General features: G+C 74.1%; 23 protein-coding genes. 2 read left to right on the top strand and 21 right to left on the bottom strand.

Translation table 11 applies throughout. The annotated features are described in order from the left end of the window. Window positions 1–31 precede the first annotated feature (31 nt). The 7 genes from OKX07_RS08085 to rpsB all read right to left on the bottom strand — a co-directional run bounded on the left by OKX07_RS08085 (window position 32) and on the right by rpsB (window position 6,167). A complete protein-coding gene (locus OKX07_RS08085) occupies window positions 32–586 on the bottom strand; it encodes a DivIVA domain-containing protein (protein ID WP_265631311.1) in 555 nt (184 codons plus the stop codon). Then, complete coding sequence (gene rlmN, locus OKX07_RS08080) at window positions 583–1,713, bottom strand: 23S rRNA (adenine(2503)-C(2))-methyltransferase RlmN (protein WP_265631310.1); 1,131 nt, start codon at window positions 1,711–1,713, stop codon at window positions 583–585. Before rlmN ends, OKX07_RS08085 begins: the two co-directional genes overlap by 4 nt. 35 nt (window positions 1,714–1,748) lie before the next feature. Further along, a complete protein-coding gene (locus OKX07_RS08075) occupies window positions 1,749–2,591 on the bottom strand; it encodes a phosphatidate cytidylyltransferase (RefSeq protein WP_265631309.1) in 843 nt (280 codons plus the stop codon). After that, entirely contained in the window at window positions 2,591–3,148 is a 558-nt protein-coding gene (frr, locus tag OKX07_RS08070) for a ribosome recycling factor (RefSeq protein ID WP_265631308.1), read from the bottom strand. Before frr ends, OKX07_RS08075 begins: the two co-directional genes overlap by 1 nt. Before the next feature lie 59 nt (window positions 3,149–3,207). Beyond that, on the bottom strand, window positions 3,208–3,963 hold the full coding sequence (gene pyrH, locus OKX07_RS08065) for a UMP kinase (RefSeq protein ID WP_265631307.1): 756 nt from the start codon (window positions 3,961–3,963) through the stop codon (window positions 3,208–3,210). A 135-nt stretch (window positions 3,964–4,098) separates the two neighbouring features. Then, on the bottom strand, window positions 4,099–4,944 hold the full coding sequence (gene tsf / locus OKX07_RS08060; RefSeq protein ID WP_265631306.1) for a translation elongation factor Ts: 846 nt from the start codon (window positions 4,942–4,944) through the stop codon (window positions 4,099–4,101). Window positions 4,945–5,057: 113 nt separating this feature from the next. Further along, on the bottom strand, window positions 5,058–6,167 hold the full coding sequence (rpsB, locus tag OKX07_RS08055) for a 30S ribosomal protein S2 (RefSeq protein ID WP_265631305.1): 1,110 nt from the start codon (window positions 6,165–6,167) through the stop codon (window positions 5,058–5,060). A gap of 447 nt (window positions 6,168–6,614) precedes the next feature. Here rpsB and OKX07_RS08050 point away from each other — a divergent pair, with 447 nt between their 5' ends. Next, window positions 6,615–7,181, top strand: a complete 567-nt coding sequence (locus OKX07_RS08050; protein WP_265631304.1) for a murein hydrolase activator EnvC family protein — start codon at window positions 6,615–6,617, stop codon at window positions 7,179–7,181. A 21-nt stretch (window positions 7,182–7,202) separates the two neighbouring features. Here OKX07_RS08050 and OKX07_RS08045 read toward each other — a convergent pair whose 3' ends face one another. From OKX07_RS08045 to rpsP, 13 genes are all read right to left on the bottom strand, one after another. Next, entirely contained in the window at window positions 7,203–8,213 is a 1,011-nt protein-coding gene (locus OKX07_RS08045) for a FliA/WhiG family RNA polymerase sigma factor (RefSeq protein WP_416220845.1), read from the bottom strand. 4 nt (window positions 8,214–8,217) lie between these two features. After that, the gene (locus OKX07_RS08040; protein ID WP_265631855.1) at window positions 8,218–9,144 is read right to left on the bottom strand and encodes a tyrosine recombinase XerC; all 927 of its coding nucleotides are present in this window, start codon (window positions 9,142–9,144) and stop codon (window positions 8,218–8,220) included. 113 nt (window positions 9,145–9,257) lie between these two features. Continuing rightward, entirely contained in the window at window positions 9,258–10,559 is a 1,302-nt protein-coding gene (gene dprA, locus OKX07_RS08035) for a DNA-processing protein DprA (protein ID WP_265631302.1), read from the bottom strand. After that, window positions 10,556–12,073, bottom strand: coding sequence for a YifB family Mg chelatase-like AAA ATPase (locus OKX07_RS08030; protein WP_265631301.1), 1,518 nt, complete (start codon window positions 12,071–12,073; stop codon window positions 10,556–10,558). Before OKX07_RS08030 ends, dprA begins: the two co-directional genes overlap by 4 nt. Beyond that, window positions 12,074–12,430, bottom strand: coding sequence for a YraN family protein (locus OKX07_RS08025; RefSeq protein WP_265631300.1), 357 nt, complete (start codon window positions 12,428–12,430; stop codon window positions 12,074–12,076). It lies immediately after the preceding gene. A 160-nt stretch (window positions 12,431–12,590) separates the two neighbouring features. Continuing rightward, a complete protein-coding gene (locus OKX07_RS08020) occupies window positions 12,591–12,914 on the bottom strand; it encodes a DUF2469 domain-containing protein (protein ID WP_265631299.1) in 324 nt (107 codons plus the stop codon). A gap of 25 nt (window positions 12,915–12,939) precedes the next feature. Beyond that, the gene (locus tag OKX07_RS08015; protein ID WP_265631298.1) at window positions 12,940–13,779 is read right to left on the bottom strand and encodes a ribonuclease HII; all 840 of its coding nucleotides are present in this window, start codon (window positions 13,777–13,779) and stop codon (window positions 12,940–12,942) included. Beyond that, on the bottom strand, window positions 13,776–14,663 hold the full coding sequence (gene lepB / locus OKX07_RS08010; RefSeq protein ID WP_265631297.1) for a signal peptidase I: 888 nt from the start codon (window positions 14,661–14,663) through the stop codon (window positions 13,776–13,778). The genes OKX07_RS08015 and lepB overlap by 4 nt, the downstream gene beginning before the upstream one ends. Before the next feature lie 164 nt (window positions 14,664–14,827). Next, window positions 14,828–15,193 carry a 50S ribosomal protein L19 gene (rplS, locus tag OKX07_RS08005; RefSeq protein ID WP_265631296.1) on the bottom strand — a complete coding sequence of 122 codons (366 nt, stop codon included), beginning with the start codon at window positions 15,191–15,193 and terminating at the stop codon, window positions 14,828–14,830. A 193-nt stretch (window positions 15,194–15,386) separates the two neighbouring features. Continuing rightward, on the bottom strand, window positions 15,387–16,178 hold the full coding sequence (gene trmD / locus OKX07_RS08000; RefSeq protein WP_265631295.1) for a tRNA (guanosine(37)-N1)-methyltransferase TrmD: 792 nt from the start codon (window positions 16,176–16,178) through the stop codon (window positions 15,387–15,389). A 3-nt stretch (window positions 16,179–16,181) separates the two neighbouring features. Beyond that, on the bottom strand, window positions 16,182–16,748 hold the full coding sequence (gene rimM / locus OKX07_RS07995) for a ribosome maturation factor RimM (RefSeq protein WP_265631294.1): 567 nt from the start codon (window positions 16,746–16,748) through the stop codon (window positions 16,182–16,184). Between the two features lie 79 nt (window positions 16,749–16,827). Continuing rightward, window positions 16,828–17,067 (bottom strand): RNA-binding protein, encoded by a 240-nt coding sequence (locus tag OKX07_RS07990; RefSeq protein WP_265631293.1) that lies wholly within the window; start codon window positions 17,065–17,067, stop codon window positions 16,828–16,830. Continuing rightward, window positions 17,067–17,501 (bottom strand): 30S ribosomal protein S16, encoded by a 435-nt coding sequence (gene rpsP, locus OKX07_RS07985; protein WP_265631292.1) that lies wholly within the window; start codon window positions 17,499–17,501, stop codon window positions 17,067–17,069. Before rpsP ends, OKX07_RS07990 begins: the two co-directional genes overlap by 1 nt. 236 nt (window positions 17,502–17,737) lie before the next feature. Here rpsP and OKX07_RS07980 point away from each other — a divergent pair, with 236 nt between their 5' ends. After that, complete coding sequence (locus OKX07_RS07980; RefSeq protein ID WP_265631291.1) at window positions 17,738–19,318, top strand: hypothetical protein; 1,581 nt, start codon at window positions 17,738–17,740, stop codon at window positions 19,316–19,318. Between the two features lie 13 nt (window positions 19,319–19,331). Here OKX07_RS07980 and OKX07_RS07975 read toward each other — a convergent pair whose 3' ends face one another. Beyond that, the gene (locus tag OKX07_RS07975) at window positions 19,332–20,420 is read right to left on the bottom strand and encodes an amidohydrolase family protein (protein WP_265631290.1); all 1,089 of its coding nucleotides are present in this window, start codon (window positions 20,418–20,420) and stop codon (window positions 19,332–19,334) included. Between the last annotated feature and the right edge of the window lies 1 nt (window position 20,421).

Below are 20,421 nucleotides of genomic sequence, written 5' to 3'. Positions count from 1 at the left end.
CGCCGGTCGCCCGGGGACGGGACGGGGGCGCTCACTCGACGCCGAGCAGGACCTCGACCGCGCGCGCGACGAACGCGTCGACGGGTCCCTCCGCGTAGCCGTTGCGCCCGTTGCGGCGCCGGAACGTCGTCGCGCGCACCTCACCCGCCGTGAGCGGGGCGCCCGTGTCGAAGTACGCGACGAGCCGGTGGCACAGCTCGTCGACGTCGGCCGGCTCGTAACCGGCCTTCCGACCCTCGGGCGGGGCGAACCGGTCGCCGTCCGGCCGGCCCAGGCGCCCGTACAGGGACCGCGCCTGCGTCCCCAGCTGCTCCATCCACGCGCCCTGGCCGCGCTCGGCGACGAACTGCGTGCGGTGCCGCGCGACGAACGCGACCTCGAGCCGGTCGAGCGCGGCGTCGACCGCCGCCGTCACGTACCCGCCGCGCACGAGGTCGAACGCGACCCTGCGCACGTCGGCGCCCGACAGCGCCGCTGCCGGTCCCTGCTCGTACACCGCGCGGGCGTGCGAGAAGAACTCGTCGACCTCGTCCGGGTCGTAGCCACGCCGCAGGCCGGACACGGTGCGGAACATGCCGTCGCTCACTCGTCCTCCTCCGCCGCGAGCTGGCCGCACGCGCCGTCGATGTCGCTGCCGCGGGTGTCCCGGATGGTGGTCGGGATGCCGTGCGCACGCAAGCGTGCCACGAACTCGCGCTCGACCTGCGGATCGCTCGCCGTCCAGCGTGAGCCGGGTGTCGGGTTCAGCGGGATCGGGTTGCAGTGCACCCACCCCGCCCCGCCGCGCGCGAGCAGCTTCTCCCCCAGCAGGTCCGCACGCCAGGCGTGGTCGTTGACGTCCTTGATGAGCGCGTACTCGATGGACACGCGGCGGCCGGTGGCGTCGAAGTAGCGGCGCGCCGAGTCCAGCGCCTCGTCGACGCTCCACCGCGTGTTGACCGGGACCAGCTCGCTGCGCAGCTCGTCGTCGGGCGCGTGCAGCGACAGCGCGAGCGTCACCGGGATGCCCTCGCCGGCGAGCTTGTCCATCGCGGGGACCAGGCCGACGGTCGACACCGTCACGTTGCGCGCCGACATGCCCAGCCCGTCGGGTGCCGGGTCGACGAGCATGCGCACCGTCGCCATCACGGCCTTGTAGTTCGCCAGCGGCTCGCCCATGCCCATGAACACGACGTTGCTCAGGCGCGTCACGCCCCCCGGGACCTCACCGGCGGCCAGCGCGCGTCCCGCCTGGCGGACCTGCTCGACGATCTCCGCCGTGGACAGGTTGCGCAGCAGGCCCATCTTCCCGGTCGCGCAGAACGAGCACGCGAGCCCGCACCCGGCCTGCGACGACACGCACAGGGTCGTGCGGTTCGCGTACCGCATGAGGACCGACTCGACCTTCGCCCCGTCGAACAGGTGGTACAGCGTCTTGACGGTCGTCCCGTGGTCGGCCGTCAGCGTGCGCGAGGTCGTCAGGAGCTGCGGGAACAGGTCCGCGACCAGGACGTCGCGGCTCGCCTTGGGCAGGTCGGTCATCGCGGCCGCGTCGGCCGTGAGGTGCGTGAAGTAGTGCGTCGCGAGCTGCTTGGCCCGGAACGGCTTCTCGCCGAGCGCCGTGACGGCAGCGACGCGCTCGTCGGGCGAGAGGTCGACGAAGTGGCGCGGCGGCTTGCCACGGGCGCCACGGTCCGTGGCGGTGAGCTGCAGGCGCACGGGGGTGGTGTTCACGGGCGGCGCCTCCTTCCAGGAGTGGGCGGGGGCGGTCAGCCGGCGGGCGGCTGCAGGACGGTGAGCAGCACCCACACGGCCGGGGCGGTGAGCAGGAGCGAGTCGAGGCGGTCGAGGACGCCACCGTGACCGGGCAGCAGACGCCCCATGTCCTTCAGCTCGAGGTCACGCTTGATCATCGACTCGGCCAGGTCGCCGAGCGTCGCGCTGACGACGGTGCCGATGCCCAGCAGCGCCCCCACGAGAGGTTCGCCCTGGAAGAGGGTCTGCACCCCGACGACGCCGACCACGCTGGTCAGGACGAGGGAGCCGAGGAGCCCCTCCCACGACTTCTTGGGACTGACCGACGGCGCGAGCGGGTGGCGACCGAGCAGCGTGCCGACGACGAAACCCCCGGTGTCGCACGCGACGGCCAGCAGGATGAAGAGCGCGACACGCGCGGGCCCGTCCGGCTCCGCGAGCATCAGCATGACGAACCCGCCGAGGAACGGCAGGTAGGCGGCGGCGAACGTCGCGGCGGACGCGTCGCGCAGCGCGGCCTCGCCGCTGCCGTCGAGCACGCGCCACACGACGGCCCCCCCGACGGTGAGGAGGAACGCGACGAACAGCGCCTCGGTCCCCGCGACGTACGCCGAGACGAGGATGCCGGCGGAGCCGACGATCAGAGGGACGAGCGGCACGTGGATCGAGCGGCGCGTGAACGCCTGCGCGAGCTCCCACATCGCCGCGGTCACCGCGAGCACGGCGAAGACCGCGAACGCCTCCTTGCGGACGAACAGGGAGGCCCCGACGATGCCGAGCAGGACGACGCCGACCGTCATCGCGGCGGGGAGGTCCCGGCCGGCGCCGGTCTTGCGCGGGGCGGCGAGCTGCGTCATCAGACCTCGAGCAGCTCGCTCTCCTTGGAGGCGAGGAGGTGGTCGACGAGCTCGACGTGCCGCTTCGTCAGCGACTCCAGCTCCTTCTCGGCCCGTGCCACCTCGTCCTCGCCCGCCTCGCCGTCCTTGACGATGCGGTCGAGCTCCTCCTTGGCGCGACGACGCACCGAGCGCACCGAGATGCGGGCGTCCTCGGCCTTCGACTTCGCCAGCTTGACGAAGTCCTTGCGACGCTCGGCCGTGAGGGCCGGCAGGACGACCCGCACGACGTTGCCGTCGTTGGTCGGGTTGACGCCCAGGTCGGAGTCGCGCAACGCCTTCTCGATGGCCGTCGTCGACGACTTGTCGAACGGCGAGACGAGGATCGTGCGCGCCTCGACGACGTTGAACGACGCGAGCTGCTGGAGCGGGGTCGGCGAACCGTAGTAGTCGACGAACACCTTCGCGAACATCGCCGCGTTCGCCCGGCCGGTGCGGATCGCCGAGAAGTCCTCCTTCGCGACCTCCACGGCCTTGTCCATCTTCTCCTCGGCCTCGAGGAGTGTGTCGTCGATCACCGGTGCTCCTTCGTCTGATGTCGTACGGACCAGGGCGTGCGTTCCACCCGGCTCGGGCTTCAGCTCGCGGTGACGAGCGTCCCGATCTTCTCACCCTCGAGCGCGCGCGTGACGTTGCCGTGCGCCTCGAGACCGAAGACCCGCATCGGCACGTCGTTGTCACGGCACAGGCTCAGGGCAGAGGTGTCCATGACCCCGAGCTCGCCGACGATGGCCTCGGTGTACGTCAGGTGGTCGAGCTTGCGCGCGTCGGGATCGGTGCGCGGGTCGGCGGTGTAGACGCCGTCGACGCCGTTCTTGCCCATGAGGACCTCCTGGCAGTGGGTCTCCAGGGCGCGCTGCACGGCGACGGTGTCGGTCGAGAAGTACGGCATGCCGGCACCGGCGCCGAAGATCACGACGCGGCCCTTCTCCAGGTGCCGGATCGCGCGCAGCGGGATGTACGGCTCCGCGACCTGTCCCATCGCGATCGCGGTCTGGACGCGGGTGCTGACGCCCGCCTGCTCCAGGAAGTCCTGCAGGGCGAGGCAGTTCATCACCGTGCCCAGCATGCCCATGTAGTCGGCGCGGGCGCGGTCCATGCCGCTGACCTGCAGCTCGACCCCACGGAAGAAGTTGCCGCCACCGACGACGATCGCGACCTGCACGCCGGCGTTCACGGCGGCGGCGATCTCCTCCGCGATGCGGCGCACGACCGGCACGGCCAGGCCGACGGCCCCGCCCCCGAAGCTCTCCCCGGAGAGCTTGAGCAGGACGCGACGGGCACTGCTCGGCGCGTTGCGGTGCGGCTCCTGCGACGACGGCTGCTGGCTCACGTGTTCTCCACCTCGCTCGTGCGCCGGCTGGCGCGTGACCGCTGGGTCGGCGCGGGTCGCCCGGCGGACCGCGGGCACCCGGTGCGGCGGTGGTCCCGACCCGCGAGGGCCGGGACCACCGTCGTCGTCACGCGATCAGGCGCCGACGCGGTAGCGGACGAAGCCGGTGACCGTGCCACCCACCTCGGCGAGCACCTGCCCGACCGTCTTCTTGTTGTCCTTCGCGAAGGCCTGCTCGACCAGGACCGACTCCTTGAAGAAGCCGTTCAGTCGACCCTCGACGATCTTCGGCAGCGCACCGGCGGGCTTGCCCTCGTTGCGGGCCGTCTCCTCGGCGATGCGTCGCTCGTTCTCGACGACGTCGGCCGGGACCTCGTCGCGCGTGAGGTACGTCGGCGAGAAGGCGGCGATGTGCGTCGCGATGTCCCGTGCGACCGAGGCGCCGGCCGCGTCGGTCGCGACGAGCACGCCGACCTGCGGCGGGAGGTCCTTGCTGACCTTGTGGAGGTACACCTCGACGTGCTCGCCGGCGAGGCGCGCGACGCGGCGGAGGACGATCTTCTCGCCGAGCGTGGCCGCGGTCTCGTCGACCACGGTCTGCACGGGCGTCCCGTCGGACTCGGCGGCCAGCAGCGCGTCGGCGTCGGCGGCGGCCGAGGCGACGGCGGTCGCCAGGACGCGGTCCGCGAGCGAGATGAACGTCTGGTTCTTCGCGACGAAGTCGGTCTCCGAGTTGACCTCGACGAGCACGCCCGTCTGGCCCTCGCCGTCGGCCGTCGGGCCGACGTGCGCGGCGACGAGGCCGTCGGACGCGGAGCGGCCCTCACGCTTGCCGACGCCCTTGAGGCCCTTGACGCGGATGATCTCGAGGGCCTTGTCGGCGTTGCCGTCGGCCTCCTCGAGCGCCTTCTTCACGTCGAGCATGCCCGCACCGGTCCGCTCGCGCAGCGCCTTGATGTCTGCCAGCGAGTAGTTCGCCATCAGTTCCGTCCGTCCTGGAGTCGCGTCATGCCGACGTCCTCGGCATGCCGGGTGCGGCGCGGTGGTCCGCGCCGCACCCGTGGGGTCGTGCCGGGCGCCCGGGGGCGCCGGCGTCAGGCCTTGTCGGAGCCCTCGGTCGCGGCGGGCTCGGCGGCCGGCTCGGCTGCCTCGGCCGTCGGCTCGGTGACCTCGGCGGCCGGCTCGGCTGCCTCGGCGGCCGGCTCGGTGACCTCGGCCTCGGCGGCGGGCTCGGCTTCGGTGACCTCGGCCACCGCGGCCTCCTCGAGTGCCTCGGCAGCGGCAGCAGCCTCGACGGCGGGCGCGGCGTCGTCGCCGGGGGCGACAGCGGACTCCTCCGGACGGGCGGTTCCGGGAGCGGACTCCGCGTCACCCGCGATCGCAGCGGCGGTGTCGCCGGCTGCGGGCGCCGTGTCGGCCAGGCCTGCCTCGGCGCCGGCGAGCAGCTCGCGCTCCCACTCGGCGAGCGGCTCGGCGGCGGCGTCGCCACCCTGTGCGGCGGCCGCACCACCCGAGTGGCGCTTGAGCGTGCCGTCGGCGACGGCGTCCGCGATCACGCGGGTGAGCAGCTGCACGGCGCGGATGGCGTCGTCGTTGCCCGGGATCGGGTAGTCGACGACGTCGGGGTCGCAGTTGGTGTCGAGGATCGCGACGACCGGGATGCCGAGCTTGCGCGCCTCGTTGACCGCGAGGTGCTCCTTGTTCGTGTCGACGATCCACACGGCCGAGGGGACCTTGGCCATGTCGCGGATGCCGCCGAGCGTCTTGGCGAGCTTGTCCTTCTCGCGCCGCAGGACGAGCAGCTCCTTCTTCGTCAGGGACGAGCCCGCGACGTCGTCGAAGTCGATCTGCTCGAGCTCCTTGAGGCGCTGCAGGCGCTTGTGGACGGTCGAGAAGTTGGTGAGCATGCCGCCCAGCCAGCGCTGGTTCACGTAGGGCATGCCGACGCGGGCGGCCTGCTCGGCCACCGGCTCCTGCGCCTGCTTCTTGGTGCCCACGAAGAGGATCGAGCCACCGTGCGCGATCGTCTGCGAGACGAAGTCGTAGGCGCGGTCGATGTACGACAGCGACTGCTGCAGGTCGACGATGTAGATGCCGTTGCGCTCGGTGAAGATGAAGCGCTTCATCTTAGGGTTCCAGCGGCGGGTCTGGTGCCCGAAGTGGACACCGCTCTCGAGCAGCTGGCGCATGGTCACGACGGCCATGGCACGTCCTTCCGGCGCGCACCGTGAGGCGCACGCACTCGTGCGGACCCCCCGGGGCCCGCGGTCTCGGTTGTCGGCCCGGCCCGGTGGCCGCGCCCCTGGTGCCACACGACGCCCGCGCCGGGCACGAGGCCCGGACCGCTGCGGAACGAGGTCCCCACCGCCACCACCGGCGCCGCCCGACGAGCCCGTGCACCCGCAGGCGGGTGGGGATCGACGCGAGACGTCGGACGTGGACGACCGGGGTCGTGGCACGCGAATTCGACCAGCGGACGCCGGTCGTGGTGGCAGTCTAGCCCACCGCGCGCATGCCCTGAGCAGGTTCGGTCCGCCCCGGCGCGTACCCGCGACAGCTCAGCCGACCACAGCCCCCGCGGCCGGCAGGCTCGTCCACGGACCCAATCCGCGACGGCTGCGTCCGGTCCGCGCCGGCGGCAGGCTGCACGTATGGACATCCTGCCCCGCGATGCCACCGCACGACGTGTGCGGCTGCGCGTCGTCCTGATGACCGCGCTCGTCCTGGCGGCCTCGTCCTCGTCCGCCTCGGCGGACGAGGGGTCCGCCGGGACGCCGCCGGCCCACGGTGCCGCGGTCGCCGTCGACTACCGACCGCCCCTCGACGCACCGGTGATGGTGCTGCGTGCGTTCGACCCGCCGCCGCAGCCGTGGCTGGCGGGTCACCGAGGCGTGGACCTCGCCGCGTCCGCCGGAGCGCGCGTGCGCGCACCCGCGGCGGGCGTCGTGACCTTCGCCGGCCCGGTGGCCGGGCGCGGCGTGGTGACGGTGCTGCACGACGACGGGCTCCGCAGCAGCCTCGAGCCCGTGCGCCCGTCGCGCACCGTGGGGACGCGCGTCGGCGCGGGCGACGAGGTGGGCACCCTCAGCGGCGACGCGCACGGCGGCGTGCCGGGTGGCCCGGCGCTGCACTGGGGTGTGCGCACGGACGACCGGTACGTCGATCCGTGGGCGCTGCTCCCCGGGCGCGGGCCCGTCGTGCTGCTCCCGGTCCCGTGACCGGGCCTCCGCCGAGCACCCTCAGGCGCGCTCGGCGTCCATCAGGCGCGTGCGCAGGCGGGCCATGGCAGCGGTGTGGATCTGCGAGATGCGCGACTCGGTGACCCCGAGGACACGGCCGATCTCGGCGAGCGTCATGCTCTCGTAGTAGTACAGGACGACGACGAGGCGCTCCCGCTCACCGAGGCACTCGATCGCGCGCGACAGGAGGTACTTGGTCTCCTGCGCGTCGACGGACCCGGCCGGGTCCTCGGCGCGGCGGTCGCCCAGGGTGTCGGCGAGGGTGGCAGCACCGGGACGGTCGTCGCTGCCGGCGAGCAGCTCGTCGAGCGCGGCGATGTTGACGGACGCCAGCTGGGAGTACACCGCGCGCAGGTCGTGCACCGGCACCTCCAGCCGCTGCGCGACCTCGGCCTCGGTCGGCGCACGGTGCAGCGTCGCCTCGAGCTCGCCGAAGGCACGGTCGACCGCACGTGCCTTGGTGCGCACCGAGCGCGGCACCCAGTCCATCGCGCGCAGCTCGTCGATGATCGCGCCGCGGATCCGCGAGGAGGCGTACGACTCGAACTTCACCGCGCGGTCCATGCGGTACTTCTCGATCGCGTCGATGAGACCGAACATCCCGTACGAGACCAGGTCCGCGTGCTCGACCGTCGACGGCAGGCGCATGCCGATCCGACCCGCGACCGCGGTCACCAGCGGCACGTAGTGCAGGATCAGCTGCTCGCGGGCCTGCTGGCAGTGCGTCGTGGTGAACTCCGTCCACGCGGCACCGACCGGCGACTGGGTCTCGACGGGGAGCGCGACGGGCGCGGGGGCGACCTCGACGACCTCGACGGTGTCACTCGGTGCGGTCCGCTGCTGCGGGATCACACCGGCAGGCGCGGTGCCCGGGCGGTAGCCACGTGTCGCGATGTGCGCGTCGTGGCCGGCGAGGGCTTCGTGCAGTGCCGTCATCGTCGGTTCCGTCTCTGTGCTGGTGGTGCTGGTCGTCAGGCGGGAGGTAGGGGCCCCGCCCCGGGTGCTGGTCATGCCGTCACGCCCGTGGGTGGGCGAGCTCGAAGGCCGAGCGCAACCGCTCGGCCGATACGTGGGTGTACCGCTGCGTGGTGGACAGGCTCGCGTGGCCGAGGATCTCCTGGACCGTGCGCAGGTCGGAGCCGCCCTCGAGCAGGTGCGTCGCCGCGGTGTGGCGCAGCGCGTGCGGTGCGACGTCGTCGACCCCGACCCGCGACGCGAGGTCGTGGACGACCGTGCGCACCTGGCGCTGGTCGACACGTCCACCGCGACGCCCGAGCAGCAGCGCGGCGGGCGACCCGGCGCGGGCGAGCTGGGGGCGGCCGGTCGAGAGCCAGGCGTCGACCGCGCGGGCGGCGGGGCGGCCGAAGGGGACGACGCGCTCCTTGTCGCCCTTGCCGACGACCCGCAGGGTCAGCTCTCCCAGGTCCAGGTCGTCGACGTCGGCGCCGCAGAGCTCGCCGACACGGACGCCCGTGGCGTACAGCATCTCGACCGCGGCCCAGTCCCGCAGGAGGACGGGGTCGCCACCGGCGGCGCTCTCGCGTGCCGCGTCGAGCAGGCGGGTGACGGGCTCGACCGCGAGCACCGTGGGCAGCCGGCCGGCGGCACGCGCCGTGCCGAGGCGCAGCGTCGGGTCGACGCCCACGCGGCTCGTGCGGGTCGCCCACCGGAAGAACGTCCGCACGGCGGCGGCGCGCCTCGCCAGCGTCGCGCGGCTGCGGTCGGCATTCGCCATCGACGCGAGCCAACCACGAAGAACTGTGATGTCGACGTCGGCCAGCTGGGTGACTCCCTGGCGCACCGCATGGTCCAGGAGATGGTCCAGATCGCCCAGGTAGGCGCGGACCGTGTGTTCCGAAACACCCCGCTGCGCGCGCAGGTGCAGGGCGAAGTCGCTGCACAGGAGGACGCGCTGGTGCGCTCCTGTGGTGATCTCCGCCATGTACATGCCCCTAAGGTGACGTGCGACACGCAGTTGGACAAGGGTGGTTCTGCTCACCCGGCAAAGGCTCCGGACGTATTGACCGACAATGTCCGATCCGCGGGTGCGGATTCCTACGAACGCCGCTTTTTTTCACCCATCTGCGGCTCATGTCGGGCTCCGACCACCCAACCGGACGCGATCCGTTGCGCGTAACCCTCGAGCTCGAGCAGGCCGAGCATCGCACGGGCCTCCCCGAGCGTCGTCCCCGCACGCTCGGCCACCTGCTGCGTGTCGTGGGGCGTGCGGCGCGACAGGCCGTCGTGGACCCGGCGCGCCAGCGGGTCGAGCCCGTCGACCGTTCGCGTGTCGACCTCCGGCCGCTCCGGGGGCGTGTCGGGACCGACGTCACCCGCCAGCTCGACGACCTCGGCACCGTCCGTGACGCACACGGCCACCCCGTCCCGCAGCAGGCGGTGGCACCCGGCCGACGCCGCCGACGTCACCGGCCCGGGCACGGCACCGACAGGGCGCAGCAGCCGGGCGGCGTGGTGCGCCGTGCTCGCCGCGCCGGAGCGCCACGCCGCCTCCACCACGACGGTCGCCCGCGCGGCCGCGGCGATGAGCCGGTTGCGCTGCAGGAAACGACCACGGGTGGGCGTGGATCCGGGTGGTACCTCGCTGAGCAGGCTCCCTCCGGTCCGCACGACCTCCTCCAGCAGGCGGGCGTTGCCCGCCGGGTAGGCCCGGTCGACACCGCCGGCGAGCACGACGACGGTCGCGCCGCCGCCGAGCAGCGCGCCGCGGTGCGCTGCGGCGTCGATCCCGTACGCCCCACCGGAGACGACCGTCCACCCGCGCCGCGCGAGATCGGCGGCCAGGTCCACCGCGACCCGCTCGCCGTAGGTCGTGCAGGCGCGCGCCCCGACCAGTGCGACCGACCGGTGGGTGCGCGGTGGGCCCCCGCGCACCCACAGCGCGAACGGGGCGAGCGCACCCAGGTCGTCGAGCGCGACCGGCCACGCGTCGTCGCCCGGCACGACGAGCCGCGCACCGCACCGGGCGGCCGCCTCGCGGTCCCGCGTCGGCTGGAGCGCACCCAACCGCACGGCCCACCGGCGCACCGCCGCACCGACCCGTCGTCGCAGGTCGTCGTCGAGGTCCCCGACCTGCTCCGCCAGCGCCGGGAAGTCCGGGGACCCCGCCGCGACGGCCGTCCGCACCCAGGCCAGGGAGGCCGCCGCGCCGCACAGATCCACGAGGGCTCCCGCGACGGCGTCGCCGGGCTCGGCCAGGGCGCTCCAGACCGCCCGCGCGTCACGCTCGTCACGGCGCGGGTCGTCGTGCAGCGCCGAGCCGGGCCGTTCCGCGCTGCCGGGGACCGACTGCGCCGCCCCGGGCGGCAGCGTCACCTCGCCGTCGCGTGCCCCGCTCATGCGCCGTGCCCCCGCGTCCGCAGCACCAGGGCGTGGGCGACGTCGGCACGCTGCGGCGCGGGGCGCCCGTCGAGGTCCGCCACGGTCCAGGCCACCCGCAGGACGCGGTCGGCGCCCCGCAGGCTCAGCGTCCCGCGGTCGACGGCGCGGTCCAGGTCGGCCACCAGCCGCCGGTCGGCACCCAGGCGCGTGTGCAGCTCACGCCCCGGGACCTCCGCGTTCGTGCGCCACCCCGCCCCCCGCCACCGGTCGAGCTGCGCCGAGCGTGCCGCCGCGACACGCCGCCCGACGACCGCGGAGCCCTCCCCGGGGATGTCCGCCGCGCGTGCCGCCGGGACCTCGAGCTGCAGGTCCACGCGGTCGAGCAGCGGACCCGACAGCTTGCCGAAGTACCGGCGCCGCTGCTCGGGGCGGCACGTGCACGCCAGCCCCTTGCCGACGGAGTTGCCGCACGGGCACGGGTTGGCCGCGAGGACCAGCTGGAACCGCGCCGGGTAGCGCGCCGTGCCGCCGGCTCGGTGGAGCACCAGCTCGCCGTGCTCCAGGGGCTGGCGCAGGGTCTGCAGGACCGCGGAGGTGAACTCGGGGGCCTCGTCGAGGAACAGCACGCCGCGGTGTGCACGGGACGCAGCGCCCGGCCGCGGCAGGCCGGAGCCGCCGCCGACGATGCTCGCCGGCGTCGCGGTGTGGTGCGGGTCCTCGAACGGCGGACGACGCACCAGGCCGCGCCCGGGGTCGAACGTGCCGGCGACCGAGTGGACGGCCGTGACCTCGACGGCGTCGGACTCCTCCAGGTCCGGGAGCAGGCCGGGCAGACGCGCGGCCAGCATCGTCTTGCCCGCACCCGGTGGTCCGACCATGAGCAGGTGGTGGCCGCCCGCGGCGGCGACCTCCAGGCCGTACCGCGCCTCGTCCTGGCCGAGCACGTCGGCCAGGTCCGGTACGGCACGCAGCGGCGGCGCGGCGACCACGTCCCGCACGGGCTCGACGTCCGGCACCTCGAGGTCCGCGCCGTGGTGCGCGGCGACCTGCGCGAGGCTGTCGGCGGCCAGCACCTGCGCGCCGGGCACGAGCTCCGCCTCGGCGGCGTTCCCACGCGGGACCACGACCCGCGCGTGGCCGGCGGCGACCGCGGCGGCGACGGACGGCAGGACGCCCCGCACGGGCCGCAGCCGCCCGTCCAGCCCGAGCTCGCCCAGGTGCACCCAGGCGGCGACCGAGCCCGTGTCGACCAGGCCGGCTCCTGCCAGGGTCGCCACGGCCACGGCGAGGTCGAACGACGAGCCGGTCTTGGGCAGGGTCGCCGGCGACAGGTTCACCGTGATGCGGCGCGTCGGCCACGCGAGCCCGGAGGACGTGACCGCCGCCCGCACCCGGTCCCGCGCCTCCGCGAGCGAGGCGTCCGGCAGGCCGACCAGGGTGAAGGCCGGCAGGGACGGTGCCAGGTGCGACTCGACGTCGACGACGTGCCCGACGAGCCCGACGAGGGCCACGGCGCGCGTACGGCCCAGCACTCAGACCACCCCGACGAGGTGCTCGACCTGGGCGGCGCCCTGCCGTGGAAGGACCACGGCGATCACGTCGACGCGGACCGAGGTGGCGCGCACGTCGTGCTCCCGCAACCAGCGCGCGGTCAGGCGTCGCAGCCGTGCGAGCTTGCGGTAGGTCACCGCCTCGGCCGGGTGCCCGTAGGTCGCCGACCGGCGCGTCTTGACCTCGACCGCGACGACCTCGGTGCCGTCGAGGGCGACGATGTCGAGCTCCCCCTCCGAGCAGCGCCAGTTGCGCGCCAGGACCGTCCACCCCGCTCGTGCGACGAATGCCGCCGCCACGTCCTCCCCGTACCGCCCGACCGCGTCCTTCGCTCGCACGTCGACCACCTCCGGCACCGACCCTGCCGGTCGGCGGTCGGGCGCGGGGCGGCAGCGGCGTGATCCGTGGACGGGCCGTCCGCGGGCGGGGGCTGTGGTCGGCTCGACGCCGGCGCGCACCGTCGTCGGCACGCACGACGACCCGCGCGGCGGGACGACGTCAGCGGCTGAAGCCCGACCCCGACCCGAGGTCCAGCTCGGCCTTCGCGAGCTCTTCCACGTTGACGTCCTTGAACGTCACGACACGCACCGACTTCACGAATCGCGCGGACCGGTAGACGTCCCACACCCACGCGTCGACGAGCGACAGCTCGAAGTACACCTCGCCCGCCGCCGACCGCACCTGCAGGTCGACGTGGTTCGCCAGGTAGAACCGTCGCTCCGTCTCGACGACGTACGAGAAGAGCCCGACCACGTCGCGGTACTCGCGGTAGAGCGCGAGCTCCATGTCGGTCTCGTAGTTCTCCAGGTCCTCGGCGCTCACGCCACCATCATCCCCCATCGCGTCGTCACGACGGCCCGCGCAGCACCTCGTCCGGCAGCAGCGTGCCCGACTCCCACCCCGGTCCGCTCGTCACCACGGGCGCCTCCTCGAGCCCCGGCAGGCGCCAGGACCGGCGGTGCAGCGGACTCGGGCCGTGCACCCGCAGCGCGGCGAGGTGCTCCGGCGCGGCGTACCCCTTGTTCTCGTCCCACCGGTACTGCGGGTGGGACGCGGCGTGCCGCACCATGAGCGCGTCCCGCTCGCACTTGGCGAGCACGCTGGCGGCGGCGACGCTGGCGCACGACCGGTCGGCCTTGACCTTGAGGTGCACGGCCGGCCGCGGCAGGTCCCGCGGCGGTGAGAACAGGTCGTCCTGCGTCCCGAACAGGTCCGGTGCGGGCGGCGTCAACCAGTCGTGCGAGCCGTCGAGCACCACCGCGTCCACCCGGTCGACGACGGCGAGGACCGCGAGCAGGGCGCGGGTCCCGGCCAGCCGGAGCGACGCCACGATGCCGCGCTCGTCGATCTCGTCGGCCGACGCGTGCCCCACGGCGCGGGCGACGCCCCAGCGTCCGAGCGCGGGCAGCAGCGCCTCCCTGGCGGCCGGACGCAGCAGCTTGGAGTCCGCGACGCCGCGCGGTGCGGAGCGCGTCGCCACGTCCACCACGACCACGCCCACCGACACCGGACCGGCCAACGAACCCCGTCCCACCTCGTCCATGCCCGCGACGTAGCGCAGGCCCGTACGCAGCAGCGCGCGCTCGTGCCGCAGGTGAGGGGTCGGGCGGGCCACGCCCCGGCGGACCGGCGTCCCGGCCGACCGGGCCGTGCTGCCGGGCGCGACGCCCGTCACCAGATCCGTCATCCCGCGTCGGGCACGTTCGCGAACGTCTCGGTCGGGTTCCGCAGCGTCGTGAACCGGTCGACCGGCCAGACGGTGACGAACGCCACACCGACGACGTTGGCCACCGGCACGGACCCGCCCCCTGCCCGGCCCTGGTTGTACCGCGAGTCCGCTGAGTGCTGGCGGTTGTCGCCCATCACCCACAGCGAGCCGGCCGGCACGACCACGTCGAAGGCCCGCTCGCTCGGCTGCGAGCCCGGGGCGAGGTAGGGCTCGTCCAGGGCGACGCCGTTGACCGTGATCGGCTGCCCCGGACCCGCGCAGACCACGTGGTCGCCCGGCAGCCCGATGACCCGCTTGACGAGGTGCTCGCCGGCGTCCTGCGGGAGCAGGCCGATGAAGGTCAGCCCGTCGTTCACGGCCTGGGCGAACGGGCTCCGCGGCTCGACGATCTCGGGCGTCAGCCAGCCCCCCGGGTCCTTGAACACCGCGACGTCGCCGCGTCGCAGGTCGAACGGGCCGGGGGTCAGCTTGGTGACCAGGATCCGGTCGTTCTCGACCAGCGTCTCGCGCATGGACTGCGACGGGATGAAGAAGGCCTGCACGAGGAAGGTCTTGACGACCAGGGAGAGCACCAGCGCGCTGACGAGGATGATCCCGGTCTCGCGCACCCAGGACCACGCCGTGCTGGGCCGGCGGCGGACGGCGTCGCGGTCGCGCTGGCGGTGGGACGCGTCGGCGTCGTCGGCCTGGTCGTCCCGAGCGCGCGACGCCCACTCCTGGCCCGCTCCGCCACTCTGGGCGCCCGTGGGGGTCCACAGTGGGCGCGCGGCGCTGGAGGGTGCGTGGGTGGCGGGGCCCGGGGACGGCGTCGTCCCCGTTCCGTCGGCTCGGAACTCTGTCACCGTCACACTCTGGCACGGACACGCAGCCCACGGGTGGGTGAGCCACCCCGCGAGACCCGACCTGGACGGCACCTGGGCGCCCGCCAGGAGGCCCGCACCGGGGACGAACGACGGGCGGCCACCCGAGGGTGACCGCCCGTCGCGACGTGCAGGGGGTGCGGTGCTCAGGCCTTCTTGGCCGGAGCGTTCTCGCGCTTCTCCTTGATCTTCGCCTTCTTGCCGCGCAGCGCGCGCAGGTAGTACAGCTTCGCGCGGCGCACGTCACCGCGCGTCACGACCTCGATCGTGTCGATCGAGGGGGTGTGCAGCGGGAAGGTCCGCTCGACGCCCACGGCGAAGCTGATCTTGCGGATCGTGAACGTCTCGCGCACGCCGGCACCCTGGCGTGCGATGACGACACCCTGGAACGCCTGGATGCGGGAGCGGTTGCCCTCGACGACCTTCACGTTGACCTTGAGGGTGTCGCCGGGACGGAAGTCCGGGTGGTCGTTCCGCAGCGATGCTGCGTCGACCGCGTCGAGCGTCTGCATGTGGTGTCGCTTCCCCGTCCTGCCGCAGGTCAGGTACGTGATCGACGGGCGCACGCGCTGCCGGGGCAGGGCGGACGCCCGTGGTTCGGGTCTCGTTCGGTCCGGACCGGGCAGACGGCCGAGGGCCGTTCCGGTCCGCGCGTCACGGGCGCTCTCCCCTGCGGCAGAGAGGCGGCGGACGCACACCGAGGGGTCATTCTGCCACAGCGGCCGTCGTGGACCCAACCAGCCGCCCGTCGGCGACCTCCCACCCGCACGCCGCGAGGACGTCGCGGTCGTGGCGGTCCAGCCCCGCGACGTCGAGCGCCGCGACCAGGTCGGGGCGCCGCGCCGCGGTCCGCCGCAGCGCCTCGTCGCGGCGCCACCGCTCGATGCGCGCGTGGTGACCCGACAGCAGCACCTCCGGCACCTCGTGCCCGTGCCACGACGTGGGCCGCGTGTAGACGGGGTACTCGAGCAGCCCTGCCGCCCCGTGCGACTCCTCGACGAGGGACTCCGGGTTGCCGACCACGCCCGGAAGCAGGCGCGCGACGGCCTCGACGACGACGAGCGCGGCCACCTCGCCGCCGTTGAGCACGTAGTCGCCCAGCGAGACCTCGGTGACGCGACCCGTCTGCGCGTAGTGCTCGGCGACGCGTGCGTCGATGCCCTCGTACCTGCCGCACGCCAGGACGAGGTGCGCCTCCCCCGCGAGCTGCTCGGCCAGGCGCTGCGTGAACGGGGCACCCGCGGGCGACGGCACGAGCAGGTGCGCCTGCGGGGTCAGGACGTCGTCGAGCGCACGCCCCCACACGTCGGGTCGCATGACCATGCCGGCGCCGCCGCCCACGGGTGTGTCGTCGACCGTGCGGTGCCGGTCGTCCGTCCACGTGCGCAGGTCGTGCACGCGCAGGTCCAGCAGGCCCGTGGTCCGCGCCTTGCCGACCAGTGAGAGCTCGAGCGGGGCCAGGTACTCCGGGAAGATCGAGACGACGTCGATGCGCACGGCTCAGGCCCGGCCCGGGGAGTCGTCGCCGCGCGTCTCGTCGCTGACCACGAGGTTCTCGGCGTCCGCGGCGAGCAGGCCCCCCGGCGGGTCGAGCACGACCCGGCCACCGGCGACGTCGACGACCGGCACCATCGCCTCCACGAACGGCACGAGCGTGCGCGCCCCGTCCGGCTCGCGCAGCACGAGCACGTCGTGGGCCGGCAGGTGCTCGAGCCCGATGACCTCGCCCAGCACCCGCCCGTCGAGCGCGTGCTCGGCGCGCAGCCCGACGAGCTCGTGCGGGTACCAGCCGTCGTCGTCGTCCGGGTCGTCGTCGGACTCGACGAGCAGGGCGACGCCGCGCAGGGCCTCGGCGGCGGAGCGGTCCGGGACCCGCACGAACGTCGCGTACCAGCGGCCCTGGGCCTCCCGCAGGCCCTCGATCTCGAGCGGCCCTGGGCCCGCCGGCTCGGTGACGAAGCGCGCACCGACGACGAACCGCGTCTCGGGGGCGTCGGTGCGCACGTCGAGCGCGACCTCGCCCCGCAACCCGTGCGGGCGCCCGATCCGGGCGACGGTCAGCAGCATGCTCACTCCCTCCCCCGACGTGTCGGGGACGACGACGGCCCGGTCCCTCGCGAGGGACCGGGCCGTCGGGTGTCTGCGGTCAGCGCCGGTCGACGTCGACCACGTCGACGCGCACGGCACCGTCGGGCGACAGCGCCCCGACCACCGTGCGCAGCGCACGTGCGGTCCGGCCGCCGCGACCGATGACGCGCCCGAGGTCCTCGGGGTGCACGCGCACCTCGAGCATCTCCCCACGGCGCAACGACGTCGCACGCACGTGCACGTCGTCCGGGTGGTCGACGATGCCGCGCACCAGGTGCTCGAGCGCGTCGGCGAGCATCAGGCCTGCTCGTCCTCGGCGGGAGCCGCCTGCTCGGCGGGCGCCTCCACGGCTGCGGCAGCCTTCTTCTCCGACGCCTTCGCCTTGACCTTCTCGGCGTCCAGCGCGGCAGCCTCGACGGCCGCCTTCGGGTCGACCTTGGCGGCCTTGGTCCGCAGCGTGCCCTCGGCACCCGGCAGGCCCTTGAACTTCTGCCAGTCACCGGTGATCTTGAGCAGCACGAGCACCTGCTCGCTGGGCTGCGCGCCGACACCGAGCCAGTACTGCGCCCGCTCGGACGCGACCTCGATGAACGAGGGCTCCTCGGTCGGGTGGTACTTGCCGATCTCCTCGATCACGCGACCGTCGCGCTTGGTGCGCGAGTCGGCGACGACGATGCGGTAGTACGGCGCATGGATCTTGCCGATGCGCTTGAGACGGATCTTCGTGGCCACGAGGTGGTGTTCTCCTGAGGTCTGCTGGGGTGGCCTCGCGGCGCGTCCCGTGGGGTGGGCACGCCGGTCCGGCCGAAGGACACGGCACCGGGCAGGTAGAGGGGCTGCACGGACCGAGTACAACCGATCATTGTGCCAGACGGTCCGCTCCTGCACCCAATCGCGGTTCCCGACCCGCGCCGCGGTCCGATACCGTCCGCTCACGCCTGCCCACCACGACCCCTGCGACGGATGCTGTGACGCTCTCGACGACCATCGACCGGACGACCATCGCTGGCATCCCCACGCTGTGGTGCGACCTGCCCGGTGACTACACCGCGGCACTGGTCGTGGGTATCGGCGCCCGAGACCTCACCCCGACGACGGCAGGTCTGCACCACCTCGTCGAGCATGTCGTGATGTCGCGTGTCGGGCACGTGACCGTGGAGCACAACGCGGTGTCCAGCCCCGACTCGATCACGTTCTGGGCCACCGGGGACCAACCTCGCGTCCACGACTTCCTCCACCGGGTCGCGGCTGCGGCGACCTCGCTGCACGACATCACCGACGCCGAGCTCCGCGTGGACCGCGCGACCGTGCTCGCGGAGGTCGGACTGAGCGGCCTGTACGCCGGCATCGGGCCGCTCGCGGCGCGGTGGGGTGCGGCCGGCCTCGGGCTGTCGGACCTCGGCCACGCCCCGCTCCTCGCCCTCGACGCCTCCGACGTGCGCGGGTTCGCCGCCCGCGCGTTCGTCACCGGGGCGAGCCGGCTCGCGCTGACCCGCCCGCCGACGCCCGACCTCGACCCGCGACTCCCTGCCGGACCGTCGGTCCGCGGCGAGCATCCCGCTCCCCTGGCCCTGCCGGCGCCCGGGATCGCGTACGCCGACGACTCCCAGGTGGCGGTGTCCTTCCTGGTCGACCTCCCGCCCGAGCACCGCCGGCTGGTCGGGTCCGTGGTCCGCGAGACCCTCGAGCGCCGGCTGCGGCGCGCGAACGGCAGCGTGTACGGCGTCGACGTCGCCGCTTTCCAGGTCGACAGCTCGACAAGCAGCTGGACGTTCGCCTCCGACCCTCCGACACCCGCCGGCGCGCGCGACGTGCTCCGGGAAACCGTCCGCATCCTGCGCGCCCTCGCGTCCGACGGACCGGACCCCGAGGCCCTCGTGCACGTGACCGAGACGCTCGCCGCCGACGCCTCACTGGTCGACACGCGACGGGACTGGTTGTTCACCGCTGCGGAGTCGGAGGCGCGCGGCTTGCCGGCACCTCCCCCGGTCGACACCGGACTCGGGCTGGACGCCGCGGAGGTCCGCGATGCCGTCGCCCGCCTCCTGCCGACGATGCTCGTCACGTACCCGCGTCACCTGGTCGACGACCCCGACGCGTTCGAGCTCCTGGAGAAGGAGCTGGGGCTCACGATGCGTGTGCCCCTGCGCACCTACGCCGACATGTCGCACCGCGAGGTCATGATCGATCTCGCGGGTGGGGGTGTCCGCCACGACCTCGCCTCGGCGCTCGTCACGCCGAAGGGCACGTTTCACAAGGGCCGGTACTTCGGTCCGCAGCGCGGGCTCGAGATCAGCCTCGGTCCACGTCAGCTCGTCCTGGTGTCGACGGGTGTCAAGGTGCAGGTGGAGGACGTCGTCCTGGTGGGAGAGGACGACGACGGCGATGTCGAGCTCGTCACCCGCACAGGCGCGTCGGTGGTCATCAACCCGAGGCACTTCCGTCGGACCGAGCGCCCGTGGGGACGATTCCTCGCGGCGTTGCCGCCAGGCGTCGTCAGGTCGAAGCGGGGCGCGGTCGCACTGAGCTCGGCGTCCCAGGACGGCTGACGCGAGCGACCGCTCAGCGCACGCGAACGCCGCGCAGCACGACCGCGCGCGGGTCGGCCAGCGCGCGGATGTCCGTGCGCGGGTCCGTGGCGTACACGACCACGTCCGCGCTCGCGCCCTCGGCGATGCCGGGCACCCCGAGCCACGCGCGGGTGCGCCAGGACGCCGCCGCGACGACGTCGTGCGCCGGGATGCCAGCCAGCACCATCTCGGCGGCCTCGTCGGCGATGCGCCCGTGCCCGAGGGTGCCGCCCGCGTCGGTGCCGACGAGCACCGGGACGCCCGCGTCGTGCAGGTCACGGACGTGGTCGTGACGGCGCGCGTGCAACCGGCGCATGCGCGCCGCGAACCGCGGGTAGCGGGCCTCGCCCTGCGCGGCGATCGCGTCGAACTGGCCGACCTGCAGCAGCGTGGCCGTCACGGGGATGCCGGCGGCCGCGATGCGCGCGACCTGCTCGGGGGTCGCGCCGGTCGCGTGCTCCAGCCCGTCCACGCCCGCGTCGAGCAGCGCGTCGAGAGCCTCGTGGCTGAACGTGTGGGCCGTGACCCGGGCCCCGGCGGCGTGGGCGGCGGCGACCGCCTCGGCCAGGACGTCGGCGGGCCACAGCGGGCGCAGGTCGCCGTCGGCGCCCAGGTCCCGGTCGATCCAGTCGGCGACGATCTTGACCCAGCCGTCACCCCGCGCCGCCTCCTCGCTGACCGCCTGCGGGAGCTGCGCGGGGTCCGCGAGCTCGCGCGCGTAGTGACGCAGGTACCGCTTGGGCAGCGCCAGGTGGTGGCCTGCGCGCAGCAGGCGCGGCAGGTCCCGACGCGCGTCGATCCACCGGGTGTCCGCGGGCGAGCCGGCGTCGCGGACGAGCAGCACCCCGGAGTCGCGGTCGGCCCGCGCCTGCGCCTCGGCGGTCGCGCCGTCGACCGGGCCGTCGGCCCCGAGCCCCACATGGCAGTGCACGTCGACCAGGCCCGGCAGCACGACGCCGTCCAGCACGGCCTCCGGCGGCTCGACCGGCTGCTCGAGCGTCAGCCGGTCCCCCACGATCCAGGCCTCGCCCACCTCGTGCTCGTCGTCGAGCACGATCGTGCCGCGCAGGTGCGTGATCACG

Source organism: Cellulomonas sp. S1-8 (assembly GCF_026184235.1).
In the GTDB taxonomy this organism is placed as follows: domain Bacteria; phylum Actinomycetota; class Actinomycetes; order Actinomycetales; family Cellulomonadaceae; genus Cellulomonas.
This window is presented reverse-complemented; position numbering and strand designations above follow the sequence as displayed.